This is a genomic window from Devosia nitrariae, assembly GCF_030160115.1.
Lineage (GTDB): Bacteria > Pseudomonadota > Alphaproteobacteria > Rhizobiales > Devosiaceae > Devosia > Devosia nitrariae.
Window position 1 is genome coordinate 467,688 of the sequence record NZ_BSNS01000024.1, and the last position, 17,124, is coordinate 484,811.

At 64.3% G+C, this 17,124-nt stretch carries 14 protein-coding genes; 12 read left to right on the forward strand and 2 right to left on the reverse strand.

Annotation, left to right across the window (positions count from 1 at the left end):
* Positions 1-44 precede the first annotated feature (44 nt).
* From QQK18_RS25295 to lexA, 8 genes are all read left to right on the forward strand, one after another.
* On the forward strand, positions 45-1,919 hold the full coding sequence (locus tag QQK18_RS25295; RefSeq protein ID WP_284343167.1) for a peptidylprolyl isomerase: 1,875 nt from the start codon (positions 45-47) through the stop codon (positions 1,917-1,919).
* Positions 1,920-1,937: 18 nt separating this feature from the next.
* On the forward strand, positions 1,938-3,446 hold the full coding sequence (trpE, locus tag QQK18_RS25300) for an anthranilate synthase component I (RefSeq protein ID WP_284343168.1): 1,509 nt from the start codon (positions 1,938-1,940) through the stop codon (positions 3,444-3,446).
* A gap of 129 nt (positions 3,447-3,575) precedes the next feature.
* Positions 3,576-4,175, forward strand: coding sequence for an anthranilate synthase component II (locus tag QQK18_RS25305; protein ID WP_284343169.1), 600 nt, complete (start codon positions 3,576-3,578; stop codon positions 4,173-4,175).
* Positions 4,172-5,185 carry an anthranilate phosphoribosyltransferase gene (gene trpD, locus QQK18_RS25310; RefSeq protein ID WP_284343170.1) on the forward strand — a complete coding sequence of 338 codons (1,014 nt, stop codon included), beginning with the start codon at positions 4,172-4,174 and terminating at the stop codon, positions 5,183-5,185. Before QQK18_RS25305 ends, trpD begins: the two co-directional genes overlap by 4 nt.
* 5 nt (positions 5,186-5,190) lie before the next feature.
* The gene (gene trpC / locus QQK18_RS25315; protein ID WP_284343171.1) at positions 5,191-6,000 is read left to right on the forward strand and encodes an indole-3-glycerol phosphate synthase TrpC; all 810 of its coding nucleotides are present in this window, start codon (positions 5,191-5,193) and stop codon (positions 5,998-6,000) included.
* Positions 6,000-6,485: a cyclic pyranopterin monophosphate synthase MoaC gene (moaC, locus tag QQK18_RS25320; RefSeq protein ID WP_284343172.1), complete on the forward strand. Its 486-nt coding sequence runs from the start codon at positions 6,000-6,002 to the stop codon at positions 6,483-6,485. The genes trpC and moaC overlap by 1 nt, the downstream gene beginning before the upstream one ends.
* On the forward strand, positions 6,482-7,690 hold the full coding sequence (locus tag QQK18_RS25325) for a molybdopterin molybdotransferase MoeA (RefSeq protein ID WP_284343173.1): 1,209 nt from the start codon (positions 6,482-6,484) through the stop codon (positions 7,688-7,690). Before moaC ends, QQK18_RS25325 begins: the two co-directional genes overlap by 4 nt.
* Positions 7,691-7,802: 112 nt before the next feature.
* Positions 7,803-8,522, forward strand: coding sequence for a transcriptional repressor LexA (lexA, locus tag QQK18_RS25330; RefSeq protein WP_284343174.1), 720 nt, complete (start codon positions 7,803-7,805; stop codon positions 8,520-8,522).
* Between the two features lie 72 nt (positions 8,523-8,594).
* Here the strand turns inward: lexA and QQK18_RS25335 are convergent, their stop codons facing one another.
* Positions 8,595-10,424 carry an IlvD/Edd family dehydratase gene (locus QQK18_RS25335; RefSeq protein WP_284343175.1) on the reverse strand — a complete coding sequence of 610 codons (1,830 nt, stop codon included), beginning with the start codon at positions 10,422-10,424 and terminating at the stop codon, positions 8,595-8,597.
* A 266-nt stretch (positions 10,425-10,690) separates the two neighbouring features.
* Between QQK18_RS25335 and QQK18_RS25340 the strand changes: the two genes are divergently transcribed.
* The 3 genes from QQK18_RS25340 (at position 10,691) to QQK18_RS25350 (ending at position 13,196) form a co-directional block, all read left to right on the forward strand.
* Positions 10,691-11,620: a 2-dehydro-3-deoxygalactonokinase gene (locus QQK18_RS25340; protein ID WP_284343176.1), complete on the forward strand. Its 930-nt coding sequence runs from the start codon at positions 10,691-10,693 to the stop codon at positions 11,618-11,620.
* Between the two features lie 89 nt (positions 11,621-11,709).
* Positions 11,710-12,324 (forward strand): 2-dehydro-3-deoxy-6-phosphogalactonate aldolase, encoded by a 615-nt coding sequence (locus QQK18_RS25345; protein WP_284343177.1) that lies wholly within the window; start codon positions 11,710-11,712, stop codon positions 12,322-12,324.
* The gene (locus tag QQK18_RS25350; RefSeq protein ID WP_284343178.1) at positions 12,321-13,196 is read left to right on the forward strand and encodes an SMP-30/gluconolactonase/LRE family protein; all 876 of its coding nucleotides are present in this window, start codon (positions 12,321-12,323) and stop codon (positions 13,194-13,196) included. The genes QQK18_RS25345 and QQK18_RS25350 overlap by 4 nt, the downstream gene beginning before the upstream one ends.
* A 7-nt stretch (positions 13,197-13,203) precedes the next feature.
* On the opposite strand, the gene QQK18_RS25355 is transcribed toward QQK18_RS25350, so the two are convergent.
* Complete coding sequence (locus QQK18_RS25355) at positions 13,204-15,300, reverse strand: ComEC/Rec2 family competence protein (protein ID WP_284343179.1); 2,097 nt, start codon at positions 15,298-15,300, stop codon at positions 13,204-13,206.
* 273 nt (positions 15,301-15,573) lie between these two features.
* Between QQK18_RS25355 and gltX the strand changes: the two genes are divergently transcribed.
* Positions 15,574-16,992 (forward strand): glutamate--tRNA ligase, encoded by a 1,419-nt coding sequence (gltX, locus tag QQK18_RS25360; RefSeq protein WP_284343180.1) that lies wholly within the window; start codon positions 15,574-15,576, stop codon positions 16,990-16,992.
* Positions 16,993-17,124: the final 132 nt, after the last annotated feature.

Here is a 17,124-nt window from a genome sequence, read left to right on the forward strand (position 1 = left end):
GCCTTGTGGGGTAAAGCCTAGAACGGATTATTGGAACGCCCGAAATGCTCGATGGTTTGCGTAACTTTGCAAAGTCCGGCCCCGGCAAGATCCTTGGGGCGTTTCTACTGGTTGGTGTGGCCGGCTTCGGCATCAACAACGTGATCCTCGACCTCGGCAGCAACACGGTTGCCCGTGTCGGCAGCGAGGAGATCTCCTCTGTGGAGTTCCAGCGCGCCTACCGGAACGAGATCAGTCGTTTTGCCCAGCAGTTCGGCTCGTCCCCGACGCCGCAGGAAGCAACCAACATGGGCTTGCCGTCGCGTGCTCTGCAGCGCCTCTCTCAGGACGCAGCGCTCGACAATCTCGCCGGTCAGCTCGACCTCGGCGTTTCCGACGAGAGGCTCGGCCAGATGCTGCGCGAGGATCCGTCCTTCGCCGGCACGCTCGGCACGTTCGATCCGCAGGCTTTCACCCAAGTGCTCCAAAGGAGCGGAATGACCGAGGCGCAGTATTTCGCTGACCAAAGCAAGGCTGCCGGCCGCGAGCAGCTGGTCTCGGCACTGTTTGCCGACACGCCGCTGCCGCAGACGGCGGCCAGTCTTTTGGCGCGCTACATCGGCGACACCCGCACCATCGACTATTTCGTCGTCGCCGAGACGAGCATTCTGCCACCCGACGAGCCGACCGATGCGGACCTTGCCGCCTATCTCGGGGAGCACCAGGCCGAATTCCGTACCGTCGAGACGCGCAATGTCGACATCCTCTCCTTCTCTCCGCAGACGCTGGCCGAAACGATCGACGTCTCGCAAGAGGAGGTTACCGTCGAGTACGAGGAGAGGCGGGATAGCCTCGCCACGCCCGAGCGGCGGACGATCGAGCAGGTGGTGCTGGCCAATGATGAGCAGGTCGGCGCGTTCGAGGCAGGCCTTGCGGCTGGCGAAAGCTTTGAGACGCTGGTCGCCGAGGCGGGGCTGACGCCCACCGCGCTCGGCACTCTCGCCCGCGGCGAGATCACCGACGCGAGCCTTGCCCAGGCTGCCTTCGGTCTCGAAGAAGGCGCCTTTGCCATCATCCCCGGCGCCGCCGGACGACGCGCCATCCACGTCTCCGCCATCGAACCCAGCCATGTGCCGTCGCTCGAGGAGGCGCGCGACCAGATTGCCCAGGAGCTGGCGCTCGCGGCCGCACGCAACCAGTATGCTGAGATCCTCGATCAGATCGAGGAACTGCGTGCCGCCTTCCAGCCGCTTACCGATATTGCGGTCCGCTACGGGTTGGAGGTGACGCAGCTTCCGGTCACGGCGAGCGGCGCGGCCCTGGCCGAGATCGAGGATATTCCGCAGGCCGAACGCGCTCGCGTCGCGCAGGCGATCTTTGCGGCCGAGCCGGAACGGCTGACGCCGGGCATCGCGCTGGGCGGCAACCACAATATCTGGTTCGACCTCAAATCGGTCGAGCCAGCGCGCGACCAGACGCTCGAGGAGGTGCGCGAAGAGGTCGCGGCAGCCTGGACCCGCGAACAGACCGAGGCGGCGATCGCCGCGCAGGTCGCCGAGATCACCGACCGGCTCAATATGGGCGAATCACTGGCCGATCTGGCGGCTGCCTATAATCAGTTCCCGCAGATCTCTTCGCCCTTCACTCGGTCGGGCGAGGCTGGCACGGCGATCGACTCGACCGTTGCCAACGCGGTCTTTGCTGGCGGGCCGGAGCATCATGGCTCGGCGGTCAACGCCGAGGGTGAACATGTCGTCTTCGAGGTCGTCGATGTCGCGCCCGATACCGACGGCCTCGACGAGCAGACCCTTGAAGCCCTCGATAACGAGAGCCGGCTGGACCTTGTTGGAGGATTCGTTACCGGCGTGCGCGAGGACGCGGACATGAGGATCAACCAGCAGGCTCTCGAGCAAGCCATGGCGCTCGCGACCGGACAATAATTCGGCAACGGAAACCAGATGGGCGACGATTTTTATCGGCAATTCGCGGAGCAGTACGACTTGGGCAATGCCCAAATCGTCTGGCGCCGCGTGGTCGCCGATCTCGAAACGCCCATAGGAACCTACCTTAAGCTCGCTGAGGGGCGGCGCAACACGTTCCTGCTCGAGTCCGTCCAGGGCGGCTCGGTGCGCGGGCGCTATTCGATCATCGGGCTGGAACCTGACGTGATGCTCAGGGTCGAGGCGGGGCGGGCGCGGATCAATCGGACGGCGTTGAGTCGCCCGGATGCATTCGAGGACATTCCGCAAACGCCGCTCGAGGCGCTGCGCGAACTGGTGGCGCAATCGCGCATCGAGATGCCTGAAGGGATGCCGCCGCAGTCGGCAGGTATCTATGGCTATCTCGGATATGAAATGGTGCGCTACATGGAGGTTCTGCCGGACAGCAATCCGGACGACCTCGGTCTGCCTGAAGCGACGCTGATGCGGCCATCGCTGCTCGCCATCTTCGACACGCTCAAGGACGAACTCTACCTAACAGCCCCAGTCTATCCTCGCGAAGGCGTTTCCGCCCGCCAGGCGTTCGAGGCGGCAGAGGCACGGATCGACGAGGCCACGGCCCGACTGGCGCGCGCCTTGCCCTATTCCAGCGATCTGGCCGATCTGGCGAGCCTTTCGATCACGAGCAATACGAGCGTTGCCGAATATGACGACATGGTCGCGCGGGCCAAGGAGTACATCAAGGCAGGCGACATCTTCCAAGTGGTGCTGAGCCAGCGGTTCGAGGCCGAGTTCGGTCTGCCGGCTACGGCCCTCTACCGGGCGCTGCGGCGCACAAACCCTTCACCCTATATGTATTTCCTGGATTTCGGCGAGTTCTCGGTGGCCGGATCCAGCCCCGAAATCCTCGTGCGTGTGCAAAACGGGCAAGTGACGATTCGCCCGATCGCCGGTACACGCAAGCGCGGCGCGACCCCGACGCGCGATCGGGAACTGGCTGAGGAACTGCTCTCCGACCCCAAGGAACTGGCCGAGCACCTGATGCTCCTCGACCTCGGGCGCAACGATGTCGGGCGGGTGGCGAAGATCGGGACGGTCGAGGTCACAGACAAGTTCTTCCTCGAATACTATTCGCATGTGATGCACATCGTCTCGAACGTCGTGGGCGAACTCGACCCGGAATTCGACTTCGTCGATGCGCTCTCGGCCGGATTTCCGGCCGGAACCGTTTCGGGCGCGCCCAAGGTCAGGGCGATGGAGATCATCGACGAACTGGAGAAGGCCCGGCGCGGTATCTATGGCGGGTGCGTCGGTTATTTCGGGGCGGACGGCACGATGGACACCTGCATCGTCCTGCGCACCGCTATCGTCAAGGACGGCAAGCTCTACGTGCAGGCCGGCGCCGGCATTGTTGCCGATAGCCGCCCAGAGCTCGAGCAGCTCGAATGCGAAAACAAGGCTCGCGCCCTTTTCAGCGCAGCCGAGGAAGCATTACGCTACGCCGGGGAGGCGAGGATCGGGCAATGATGCGTTTGAATATCTACATTCCGGCGAAAGCCGCGATATCCGTCCATCGATGGCGGAGCTGGTTCTGAAGCAGAACCTCTCGCTCCCGCGGGAGAAGCCCGTGACAGAAACCAGCGCTGGAACAAGGACATGACCAGAACGCTCGTCATCGACAACTACGACAGCTTTACCTACAACCTCGTGCACTTCCTCGGGGAGCTCGGCGCCGACATTACCGTGCGGCGCAACGACAAGATCACCCTCGATGAGATCGAGGCGATGGCCCCGCAGGCGATCGTGCTTTCTCCGGGCCCCTGCACGCCCAACGAAGCGGGCGTGTGCCTTGCGCTTATCGACCGGTTCAAGGCAGAAGTGCCGGTCCTCGGCGTCTGCCTCGGCCATCAGGCGATCGGCCAGGCCATGGGTGGCGAGGTGATCCGTGCGCCGCAATTGATGCACGGCAAGACCAGCCGCATCAACCACACCGGAAAGGGTGTGTTCCGTGGCCTCAATTCCGGATTCGACGCCACGCGCTACCACTCCTTGACGGTGAGGCCCGAGACGCTGCCGGCAACGCTGGAGGTGACGGCGACCACCGATGACGGCGTGATCATGGGGTTGCAGCACCGTGCCCTGCCGCTGCACGGAGTGCAGTTCCACCCCGAGAGCATTGCCTCGGAAAACGGGCACGCGCTTTTACAAAACTTCCTCAACATCGCGCGCGACTTCAATCTCGGAAAGGCCGCGTGATGGACATCAAGGCAGCACTGGCAAAGATCGCGGACCACGACGACCTGACCGGCGAGGAGATGCGCTCGGTCATGACGCAGATCATGGAGGGCGAAGCGACGGCGAGCCAGATCGGCGCGTTTCTCATGGGCATGCGGGTCAAAGGCGAGACCGTCGGGGAAATCGCCGCCGCCGTGTCCATCCTCAAGGCCAAGATGGTGCCTGTCGAGGCTCCGGAAGGCGCCATCGACATTGTCGGCACGGGCGGGGATGGCGCAGGCACGCTCAATATCTCGACCACGAGCGCCATCGTCGTCGCAGCGGCCGGCGTACCGGTCGCCAAGCACGGTAACCGGGCGCTCTCGTCCAAGTCCGGCGCGTCGCAGGCGCTGGAGGCACTGGGGGTCAAGGCCGACCTGTCGCCCGAGCGGATATCGCAGTGTATCTCCGAAGTCGGCATCGGCTTTATGTTCGCTCCGCAACACCACCCGGCCATGAAGCACGTGGGGGCAGCGCGCATGGAGATGGGGGTGCGAACCCTGTTCAATCTCCTCGGGCCGCAGTCCAATCCGGCCGGCGTGCGCCGCTATGTGCTCGGCGTCTACGATAAGCAATGGGTGGAGCCGGTGGCGGCCGCGCTTCTGGCCAACCGGACGCAGAAGGCATGGGTGGTCCACGGTCACGATGGGCTCGATGAGCTCTCGATCTCCGGCCCCTCGTTTGTCGCGCAGATTGCCGATGGGGATCTGAGGAGTTTCGAGGTGACGCCAGAGGACGCGGGACTGCAGCGCTCGCGGCTCGACGACATCCTGGGCGGCGACCCGCAACACAATGCGGCCAGGCTCCGTTCCTTGCTTGATGGCGAAACCGGGGCCTATCGCGACATCGTGCTGCTCAACAGCGCGGCGGCGTTCGTCGTTGCCGACAAGGTCGCCGACCTCAAGTCGGGCGCATCGCTGGCGGCCGAGATGATCGACAGCGGCAAGGCGAAGGCCACGCTGGATCGGCTCGTCGCCGTATCCAACGGATAGGGGTCATGACGGACATCCTTAAACAGATCGAGGCCTACAAGCGCGAGGAGATCGCTGCGGCCAAATCCATGCGCCCCTGGGCCGAAGTGGTGGCGCAGGCGCATGACCAGACGCCGCCGCGCGGTTTCGTCAAGGCGATCAAGGCCAAGCGGGCGGCAGACGACTATGCGCTCATCGCCGAGGTCAAGAAGGCCAGTCCTTCCAAGGGACTGATCCGGCCGGATTTCAACCCGGCCGAGATCGCACGCTGCTACGAGCTGGCGGGCGCCGCGTGCCTCTCGGTTCTCACCGACAGGCCCTCGTTCCAGGGATCGCCGAGCTATCTGATCGAGGCGCGTGCGGCCACGCAGCTGCCTGTCCTGCGCAAGGATTTCATGTTCGAGACCTACCAGGTCGCCGAGGCGCGTGCCTGGGGCGCGGACTGCATCCTCATCATCCTGGCGGCGGTGGGCGACGATGCTGCCCGCTACCTGCTCGATGCGGCAGAGGAATGGGGCATGGACGCACTGGTTGAGGTGCACGACCAACTCGAGCTCGACCGGGCCTTGGCGCTCGACGCCAGGTTCATCGGTATCAACAACCGGAACCTGAGGACGTTCGAGACGCGGCTCGAAACCTCCATCGACCTCGCCGTCGGCGTTCCGGCAGGAACGCTTCTCGTTTCCGAGAGCGGTATCATGAACCACGAGCACCTGCGCACCCTCGAGAAGGAAGCCGGGATCGGCGTCTTCCTCGTCGGGGAGAGCCTGATGCGGCAGCCTGACGTCGTGGCAGCCACCCGCGCGCTGCTCGTGGGCGAGAAAGTCCCAGGCTGATGACCGCGCCCACGCTCACCCACCTCGATGAGCGCGGGCAGGCGCATATCGTCGACATCGGCGAAAAGTCGGCAACGCGCCGGCGGGCAGTGGCTGAGGCGTTCGTCATCGCCGAAAGCGCGACCATTACCGCCATCACCGGCGGGACTCTCAAGAAGGGCGACGCGCTGGCCGTGGCGCGAATCGCCGGCATCATGGCGGCCAAGAAGACCGCCGAGCTCATCCCGCTTTGCCATCCGATCGCTCTCACCAAGGTGACGGTCGAGATCGAGCCGACTGAAGAAGCAAACAGCCTGCACGTCGTTGCGACGGCCGAGACGGTCGGGCAGACAGGGGTCGAGATGGAGGCCCTGACCGCCGCTTCGATCGCTGCCCTGACGCTCTACGACATGGCAAAGGCCATCGATCGGGCGATCACCATCACCGATTTGCGGCTCGTCGAGAAGAGCGGCGGCAAGTCGGGCGATTTCGTGCGCACGCCATGAGCCTGTTACCGGTCGACGAGGCCCTGACGCGGATCCTTGCCCGCGTGCCGCAAGCGCGGGGTGAGACGTTGGCGCTGGCCGAGGCGAACGGGAGGGTTCTGGCCGCCCCGCTCATTGCCGGTCACAACCAGCCGCCATTCGATGCCAGCGCCATGGATGGCTATGCGGTGCGCGCGGCCGACATCGTCGAGGGCCACGCGCTCGAAGTGATCGGGGTTTCACAAGCCGGGGCCGGCTACGAAGGCGCCGTCGGACGCGGTCAATGCGTGCGCATCTTCACCGGCGCGCCGGTACCTTCCGGGGCGGATGCGGTCATCATGCAGGAGGAAGCGCAAGTCGACGGGCGACTGGTGCGGTTCAGCGAGCGGCCGAGACCCGGGCGCAGCATCAGGCCCCTTGGCAATGACTTTGCCGCCGGACAGACGCTGCTGCCGGCCGGAACACTGATGACCCCCTTTGCCCTGGCGATGGCAGCAGCGGCCAACAACCCGGCGCTCATCGTGGCCGAGCGGCCGCGGATTGCGGTGCTGGCGACGGGTGACGAACTGGTCCTGCCGGGAACGCCGCTTGCACCGGGGCAGATCGTTGCTTCCAACAGTTATGGCCTCGTCCCCCTGCTCTCGCCCTACGCCCGCGAGATTTCGGACTACGGCATCGTCGGCGACGACCGAGCTGCACTCGCCACCCGACTGGAAGCGATCTTCAGTTCGCAAGCCGACATGCTGGTGACGACCGGCGGGGCAAGCGTTGGAGACCGCGACATCGTCCAGGAGGTGCTCACCTCGCTCGGAGTCACCGTCGATTTCTGGCGGATCAACATGCGACCGGGCAAGCCCCTGATGTTCGGCACGCGCGGCAAGACTCTGGTCTTCGGACTGCCGGGCAATCCAGTCTCGGCAATGGTCACGGCGAGTGTCTTCATCAAGCCGGCACTGCGCAGGTGGCTGGGTCTCGCCGATCCGCGCGGCCCCGCGCTCCGCCTGCCGCTCGCTGCCCCTACCCCGCCCAATGGCGCGCGGCGCCATTTCATGCGAGCGAATCTGACGATGTTTGAGGACCGGTCGTTGGTGATGCCCATCAGCGAGACCGACAGCGGGCATACCTCGTCCCTCGCTAAAGCCGATGTGCTGATCGTCCAGAGCGAGAACGATCCGGGCCAGCCGGCCGGGGCGATTGTCGACGTCGTGCTCCTCGCCGGCTTCTGACAAAGCTTCAAAACTTGCGCTGGTAACGTGATATTCACGCCTCTATTGCAGAACATAACTGGAACACGTACTATCGTTCAGTCTTTGTTCTGATTCCGGCCGAGGGGCAATCATGCTGACGCGCAAACAACACGAGCTCTTGATGTTCATCCACGAACGGATGAAGGAAAGCGGCATACCTCCCTCGTTCGACGAGATGAAGGAAGCGCTCGACCTGGCATCGAAGTCGGGCATCCACCGGCTGATCACGGCGCTCGAGGAGCGCGGCTTCATCCGACGCCTGCCCAACCGGGCGCGGGCGCTCGAGGTGGTGAAGCTGCCCGACTCGATGAATCCCTCGCTCGGCGGGCGCAAGGCACGGTTCGAGCCCAGCGTCATCGAGGGCAATCTTGGCCGTGTCGCCACACCTCCGCCGCGTGCAGAGGCAGCCAACGAGAGTGATTCCGGACGGCCGGTATCGGTGCCTGTGATGGGCCGCATCGCGGCCGGCGTCCCGATCGAAGCGATCCAGACCCATTCCCACACCATCGCCGTGCCGCCCGAGATGCTGGGCGTTGGCGAGCATTTCGCCCTCGAGGTGCGCGGGGATTCGATGATCGAAGCCGGCATTTTCGACGGCGATACGGTGCTGATCAAGAAGCAGGACACCGCCGGTACTGGGGATATCGTCGTCGCCCTCGTCGACGACGAGGAAGCAACCTTGAAGCGCCTGCGCCGCCGCGGCAACTCCATTGCCCTCGAAGCAGCCAACCCCGCCTATGAGACCCGCATCTTCGGGCCCGAACGGGTCAAGGTGCAGGGCCGGTTGATCGGCCTCCTGCGCAAATATTGATGGACCCGGCATACCTTGGACAGTGACAAAGGCCCGCCGTCTGGCGGGCCTTTTGTTCTCATGCCGCGGCGATCAGTGGTTGTCGCGCGGCACACCCCGAGTCTGGGCGATGCGCTGATAAGCGACAGCGGGCTTGAGGACCGCACCATTGCCGAGCTGATCAACGATGCCACGCTGGATTTCCTGCCAGGGAGTCTGGTGGTCAGGGAACTTATATCCCCCAGCTTCGGCCAGTTCCTGGCGACGACGAGCGATTTCCTCGTCGGAGATGAGGATGTTCGCCTCGCCTTTGTTGAGGTCGATCCGTACGCGGTCGCCGGTCCTGAGCACCGCAAGGTTGCCGCCTGCGGCCGCTTCCGGCGAGGCGTTGAGGATGGAGGGTGAGCCGGACGTGCCCGACTGGCGACCGTCGCCGATGCAGGCAAGCGCGGAGACGCCCTTTTTGATGAGATAGTCAGGCGGGCGCATATTGACCACCTCGGCGGCACCGGGATAGCCGATGGGACCTGCCCCGCGCATGAACAGCAGCGTGTGTTCGTCGATGTCGAGTGACGGGTCGTCGATGCGGTGGTGGTAGTCTTCCGGCCCGTCGAAGACCACTGCCTTGCCCTCGAAGGCATTCGGGTCGTTCGGATCAGACAGGTACCGCTCGCGGAATTCCGGGCTGACAACGCTGGTCTTCATGATTGCATTGTCGAAGAGGTTGCCGCGCAGCACGATGAAGCCGGCCTCCTGCTTCAGGGGATCGGCGAAGGAGCGGATGACTTTGGGATCCTGAATGTGCGATTCGCGGCAGTTGTCGCCCATGGACTTGCCGTTGACGGTCGGCGCATCTTCGTGGATCAGCCCCTGCTTCATCAGCTCGTTGACGACGGCCGGCACTCCGCCGGCGTGGTAGTAGTCCTCGCCCAGATATTCGCCGGCGGGCTGCAGATTGACGAGTAGCGGCACCTTGTGGCCATGCGCCTGCCAGTCATCGATCGAGAGCTCGACGCCGATGTGGCGGGCGATGGCGTTGATGTGGATGGGGGCGTTGGTCGAACCCCCGATAGCCGAATTGACGACGATCGCGTTGAGGAAATTTTCCTTGGTCAGGATATCGGACGGCTTCAGGTCCTCGTGCACCATCTCGACGATGCGCTTGCCGGTGCGATACGAAATCTCCTGGCGGTCGCGATAAGGCGCGGGAATGGCGGCGGACCCGGGCAGCTGCATGCCGAGCGCCTCGGCCAGGGAGTTCATGGTCGTTGCCGTGCCCATGGTGTTGCAGTAGCCGGTCGAGGGCGCCGAGGAGGCGACGAGCTCGATGAACTGTTCGTAACCGATCTCGCCGGCGGCCATCATCTGGCGCGCCTTCCACACGATCGTGCCCGAGCCGGTGCGCTCGCCGCGGTGCCAGCCGTTGAGCATGGGGCCGACCGAAAGGGCGATGGCGGGGATATTGACGGTGGCAGCGCCCATCAGCATGGCAGGCGTGGTCTTGTCGCAGCCGATGGTCAAGACCACTCCGTCGAGCGGATAACCGTAGAGCACCTCGACAAGGCCGAGATAGGCAAGGTTCCGGTCGAGCCCGGCCGTCGGACGTTTGCCCGTCTCCTGGATGGGGTGCACCGGAAATTCGATGGCGATGCCGCCCGCTTCGCGGATGCCCTCCCGCACACGTTCGGCAAGCACGATGTGGTGACGGTTGCAGGGCGAAAGGTCCGAGCCGGTCTGGGCGATGCCGATGATGGGCTTGCCGGACTGCAACTCCTCGCGCGAGACCCCATAGTTCATGTAGCGCTCGAGGTAGAGCGCGGTCATGTCCGGATTGTCCGGATTATCGAACCAGGCGCGCGAGCGCAGCTTTTTGGGCGCAACCGATTGTCCGTTCGCGGGAACGTCGGCCTTGCTTGCAGTCATCGGAAATACCTCGCATCGTGCCGCCAGGATGCGGCAAGCTCCTCAAAACAGGCTCTTCTAGCCCGGTCACGGGCCTCAGGGAAACAGAATTCGTTGCGAATTTCAAAGTTTGCGATGCAAATCCAAAAATCGGGTTTGCACCGGTCGCTGAAACTCATGCCGCTGGCGGCCAGCGGCATGAACAGTAACAATCTTGGACCGATTCGCACGGATCGGTTATGTGGTGTTGCAGCCTGCGGCGGGTGCCTGGGGCGACGGGGGAACGAGTGAGTACGGCAACGAGTTGGATTGCGGTCGACTGGGGTACGTCGAACCTGCGGGCCTGGGGCGTCGGGCTGAATGGCGAGGTGACATTCGCGGCAAGTTCCGACAAGGGCATGGGTCGGCTCGAGCGCGACCAGTTTCCGGCGGCCCTTACCGAAGTCATCGAAGCAGGCGGGTCGAAGGCCAATGAGCCGGCCGAGGTGCTGATCACCGGCATGGCTGGCGCGCGGCAAGGCTGGATGGAGGCCCCCTATCTGGACGCTCCCACGGACCTGCGTGGGCTTGCCGCCGGCGCCGTTTCACCGACCGTGCCCGAAAGCGCGCTTTCCGTACGCATCCTGCCGGGTGCCTGCCAGAAAACGCCCTGTGCCGAAAATGTCATGCGCGGCGAGGAAACCCAACTCCTGGGGCTCAGCCGCCTCCTGCCCGGTTTTTCCGGTGTCGTGTGCATGCCCGGCACCCACTCCAAATGGGCCGTGCTCGAGGGTGTGCGCCTTGAAAAATTCGCGACGGCCATGACCGGGGAGCTCTACGAGGTTCTGCGCCAGCATTCGGTGCTTCGCCACTCGCTCAACGGAGACGTCAACGGACCGGGACGCGCCGACGGTTTTCGTGCCGGGCTCGAAACCGGGCTTGCGCGGCCTGACGTCCTCACGGGGAATCTGTTTACCGTGCGGGCAGCTTCGCTGCTTTCGGGCAGGCAAGCGGATTGGTGCGGCGGCTATCTCTCCGGCCTTTTGATCGGCAGCGAAGTCGGCGGCCGTAGGGATTGGATCGGCGACGAGGAGGTGCCGCTCATCGGCTCGCCGGACCTGTGCGCTCTCTATGCCGAAGCGATCGCGAGCATCGGCGGCAGGACCCGCACGATTGACGCCACCGAGGCGACCCTTGCCGGTCTTAAGGCCGCGCGTGAATTCGACAGTCAATCCTGAGAACGACCTGACCATGTTTGTTTGCAGCGTTTTCGACCCGAAGAAGTGGCTGCCGCTTTTTCCGACAACGCTTTAGGAACGGAGCGCCCATGTCCGACCACCGTCATATCATCGCTATCCTGCGCGGCATCACCCCGCAGGAGACTATCCCGGCATGCGAGGCCCTGATCGAGGCCGGCATCACGATGATCGAGGTCCCGCTCAACTCGCCTGAGGCATTGACCAGCATCGCTCTGGCCTCAAACGCCCTCAATGATCGGGCGACCATCGGCGCGGGAACGGTGCTGAGCAAGAAACAGGTGCGCGCCGTGGCCGAGGCGGGAGGCATTTTCATCGTTTCACCCGACACCAACAAGTCGGTGATCGAGGAGACGGTCGCTGCGGGTCTTGGCTCCTATCCCGGCGTCTTTACACCGAGCGATGCGTTTCGCGCGATCAGGGCGGGCGCGACGGGCCTCAAATTCTTCCCGGCCGAAGTGCTGGGCCCCAAGGGTATCAAGGCCATGAAAGCCGTTCTGCCGTCCGAGGTGCCGGTCTATGCGGTCGGCGGAGCGGCACCCGACAATTTTTCCGAGTACTTCGCGGCAGGCTGTACCGGCTTCGGGCTTGGCAGTTATCTCTACAAGCCCGGCACGAGCGCCGCAGACATAAGAGAGCGAGCAGCGGCGGCGGTTGCCGCTTATGATTTGGGAGCGGGATCATGACGTTGACGGCGGAACTGCTTGTCGATTGCCGGTGCGAACTTGGGGAAGGTCCGTTCTGGCACCCATTGCGGCACGAGCTCTTCTGGTTCGACATCAATGCGCGCCAGATGCTATCAGCGACCGCTTCGGGCTCGATGGTGCAGACCTGGACGTTCGATGAGGCGGTGTCGGCGGCGGCGGTGGTCGACTACGACCGCCTGGCCCTCGCCACCGAGACGGGACTCAAACAGATGGATCTCACCAGCGGCCGGCAGGAACTGGTGATGCCGATCGAGGCGGAGGATGCCAGGACCCGCTCCAACGATAGCCGGGTCGACCGGACCGGCGGCTTCTGGATCGGCACGATGCGCAAGCAGGAGGACGAGCCGGGCGGTGCGGTCTACCGCTACCGCGCGGGTGCACTGATGCCAATCCTCTCCGAAATCAAGATCCCAAACGCCATCTGCTTCTCGCCCGACGGGCGGACTGCCTATTTCAGCGATACGCCGAGCAAGCGCATCCTCAAATGCCCGACCGACGCCGAGTCCGGCTTGCCTCGCGGCGACTGGACGCTCTTTGCCGACGTCTCCGACCATCGCGGCTATCCGGACGGAGCGGTGACCGATAGCGAGGGGTTCGTCTGGAATGCCCGTTGGGGCGGGAGTTGCGTCGTGCGCCACGCGCCCGATGGCGCCATTGACCGCGTCATAGAGCTGCCGGTCAGCCAGGTCACCTGCCCCGCCTTCGGTGGCCCCGACTACAAGACACTGTTCATTACCTCGGCGAGCAAAACCCTGAGTGCCGAGCAGTTGGCCAAAGAGCCGCGTGCCGGCAGCGTCTTCGCTGTCACGCTCGACGTACCGGGGTTGCCCGAGCCCGCCATCTTACTCTAGGCACGATTTACGGGATGGCGATCCGCCACGGCCGCTCGGGATCGTCGATAGCCTGGCGAACGTCGAACCGGGATACGGTGGCGTTCCACCTCAACCAGTGCACGCCGTCCCGATCGAGATCGCCGATGTCGACGACCTGGGTGAGCTCGCGGCAGATATGAGGGGCCCGCAGGCGGGTGACGACAAGATTACTGCGAGCGCAATCCTCGGCAAAGGCGTCGTGAGCGCGGACAAGGGCGATGGAGAATTCCGCGCCCTCATGGATGCAGCCGAGGCTGTCGCAACGGAGTTCATTCAGCCCTGGCGCGATGTCACTGCCGAAGTGCTCGGACCAAACATCGGTTGCGAAGCTGCCCGTGCGGCCGGCTATAAGTCCCATCGCCTGCCCCTCGCGTACCGCAACCGCTTGTGTCGTATCGGCAACGAGCACGTCCGGACGCTGGTCGAAGCCGAGCAGGACGATGACCGGCAGCGCCAGCAGCGGTCCCGCGAAGCGCCAGGGGCTGGCCAGGAATGCGAACCAGGCGAGCGCGGCGAGGCCAACGATGAGCGCTGCGGGGGTCAGCAGCGGGTTGGTTTCCAATCCCGCGCTCCAGCCGGTAACCAGCACCGCAATTTCGATCATGCGGGCGATCCCCCACCCCATCGCAACAAGGAAGGGCTGCTCCAGCCCGAAGGGCATGGCCAGCACCGAGAACACCCCGAACGGCATGATCACGGCCATGAGGACCGGCAGCACAAGCACATTGGCGACAACACCGAGCGGCGCGGTCTGCTGGAAGTGATAGGCGGCAAAAAGGAGGGTCGCGAGGCCAGCAACGAGGCTGGTCCACGCGGTAGTCAAGACCACATCCCACCCCCGCCGCACTAGGCTGGGCTGACCCTCGCGGGGCAACCGCGGCAGTTCATAGACCCCAATAAGGACAACCACCGCGGCAAAGGAGAGCTGGAAACTGGCGCGAAACACATCGGCGGGATCGACGAGCAAGATGACGAGCGCGGCGAACGCGACATTGCGCATAGTGAGGGCCCTGCGGCCCGCGAGTACCGCGCCGAAAATCAGCACCAGCATGAGGGTCGAACGGAACGCGGGCGTGTTTGCGACGCCACCGGCCAGCAGCAGGTAGCCCAACGCGGCCGCGATCCCGGCCAAAGCAGCGATCTTCTTGGCCGGCAGATATCCGGCAAGGCCGGCAAAGGCGGCCATGAGCGCACGCACGACGAAGAAGACGCCGCCGGCGACGATCGAGAGGTGCAGGCCAGAGATCGAATAGATATGGGCGAGGCCTGAGGCCGCCATGACGTCGCGTATCTCGTCGCTGATGCCACTTTGGTCGCCGACCAGCATCGCCCGCGCGATGGCAGCGGGCGGGCCTTCCAGCGTGCCGTCGATCTTCTCAGCGATGCCGCGGCGCAGGCCGTCGACGCTGCGGACGAGGTCAAGGCCTTCGCCCGGCGCCACGAGTGCGAAGTTGCCGGTGACATTACCGTAAGCGCCTATACCTGCGAAATAGGCGTGGAACTGGCTGTCGAACGCGCCAGGCAAGATGGGGGCAGGCACGCGGGCAAGGCGGAGATCGGCACGGATGCGATCGCCAGGCGCGACTTCGGGTTCGGCAGGAACTATGATCCGAGCGCGGCGGACATCGACCGGTCGGGCGTCGCCAAGGGGGTGGATCTGCGAGACGACGATGCGGCGCCCACCATCGAATTCAGAGAGGACTTCGTCGATGACGGCCTCGTAGGTGCCGTAGGCAGGGAAGGCCAGCATCGGGGATCCCCAAAGCATGCCGTGGAGCGGCAGAAGGCCGGCGCCGATTGCCGCCGCAAGCGCCAGCGCAGATACACGCCGCAGCCTGGGTCTGGCCGGCGAAACGGCAAGGAGCACTGTGCAGACAAGCACCAGGGCCAGCAACACGCCGTGGTTCGGCTCGGTCGGCAAATCGGCATACGCAATCAAGCCGGCAATCATGGCGAAGGGTATGAGGACCAGCAGGCGTCGCGATTCAAACGCGTCGGCAATGGCTGCCAGAAGCGAGGCGTGCCAGGCCGTACCGCCGCGGGCGCGCAACTGCGGCAGGCGTGGAGGCGCAGGAACTTGCATTCGCTCCCTTGCAAGCGCCTCGAGGGCATCCGGCAGCGCAGTCTGATCCGTCAATCGTCCGAGCCCCCGCCTCTCGCCCCTGAGGCTATGCTATCTCGCGAAGGCGTCCCATTGTTTCGAGAAGACGGGGCGGCAATGCATGGTCAAACCTGAATAACACCCATAGTTCGCTGACGGCGCTTTGGCGTTATCCCTGCAGGCTGCCGGTGCCGTACTTGCGCTGTCGGCAACCTATGCTACACACGGGACCGAATTCGTCCAACCATTCACGCGTTGATGTCACAGATCGTCACTCGTTTCGCTCCGTCTCCCACGGGATACCTCCATATCGGCAGCGCCCGAACGGCGCTGTTCAATTGGGTCTATGCGCGCAAGACCGGCGGCAAGATGCTGCTGCGCGTCGAAGATACCGACCGCGAGCGCTCCACGCAGGAGGCGGTCGAGGCGATTTACGACGGGCTAAAGTGGCTGGGGCTCGACTGGGACGACGAGCCGATCCTGCAGTTCGCTCGGGCAGCGCGCCATGCCGAGATCGCCAATGAGCTCCTTGCCCGCGGCCAGGCCTACAAGTGCTACTGCACGCCCGAAGAACTCGCCCAGATGCGCGAGGAGGCGCGGGCCGCCGGGCTGCCGCCGCGCTACAACGGCTACTGGCGCGACAGGAACCCGGCCGAGGCACCCGAGGGTGTGGCGCCGGTCATCCGCATCAAGGCGCCGCTTTCAGGCGAGATCGTGGTCGATGACCATGTGCAGGGCAAGGTCGTCTTCAAGACCGAGAACCTCGATGATTTCATCATCCTGCGCTCGGACGGAACGCCGACCTATATGCATGCCGTGGTCGTCGACGACCATGACATGGGGGTGACGCACATCATCCGCGGTGACGATCATCTGACCAACGCTGCCCGGCAGATCGTGATTTACAACGCCATGGGCTGGACGGTGCCGGAGATGGCGCATATCCCGCTGATCCACGGGCCGGACGGTGCCAAGCTCTCCAAGCGGCACGGCGCGCTCGGGGTTGGCGCCTATCGGCAGATGGGTTACCTGCCCTCGGCGCTGCGCAACTACCTGGCCCGCCTCGGCTGGAGTCACGAGGACGACGAGCTCTTCTCGACCGAGCAGATGGTCGAGTGGTTCGACCTCGACGGCCTCAACAAGGGGGCGGCGCGCTTCGATTTCGTCAAGCTCGAGAGCATCAACGGTCACTATATCCGTGAAGCGGCGCCCGAATATCTCTTCGAGGTGATGGTTGCAACCGCGCTCGAGACCGGGCGAGAGGCGGACCACGAGGGTCTTTCGAGCAATAAGGAAACGGTGCTGGCAGCCCTGCCCGAACTGCAGCCGCGCGCCAAGACGGTGCTCGAACTCATCGACCTTGCCCAGTTCATCTATGCGGTTCGTCCGATCACCGTCGACGAGGCAGCCGAAAAGCTGCTGACCTCCGACGCGCGGGTAACGCTGAGAGATGTCCACGAGCTGTTGAGGGGGCTCAACGAATGGACGGTACCGGCGATCGATGCGGCCATGCGCGGATTTGCCGAGGCCAAGGGCTTGAAGCTCGGCAAGATCGCCCAGCCGCTGCGGGCAGCGATCACCGGGCGCACCGTCTCGCCGGGGATTTTCGAAGTCATGGTCCTGATAGGAAAGGACGATAGCCTTTCGCGCTTGTCCGACCAGATCGAGGCTTGACGACACTTCAAGATGGGTAAGCCATGCTTACCCATCTGTTGCCTGGACGGGGTAAAAGAGATACCTCAGAGGGCGGAATTGAACGGCCGATCCCATATTGGCCCCGCCACAAGACGCGCCCTTCCCTATTCA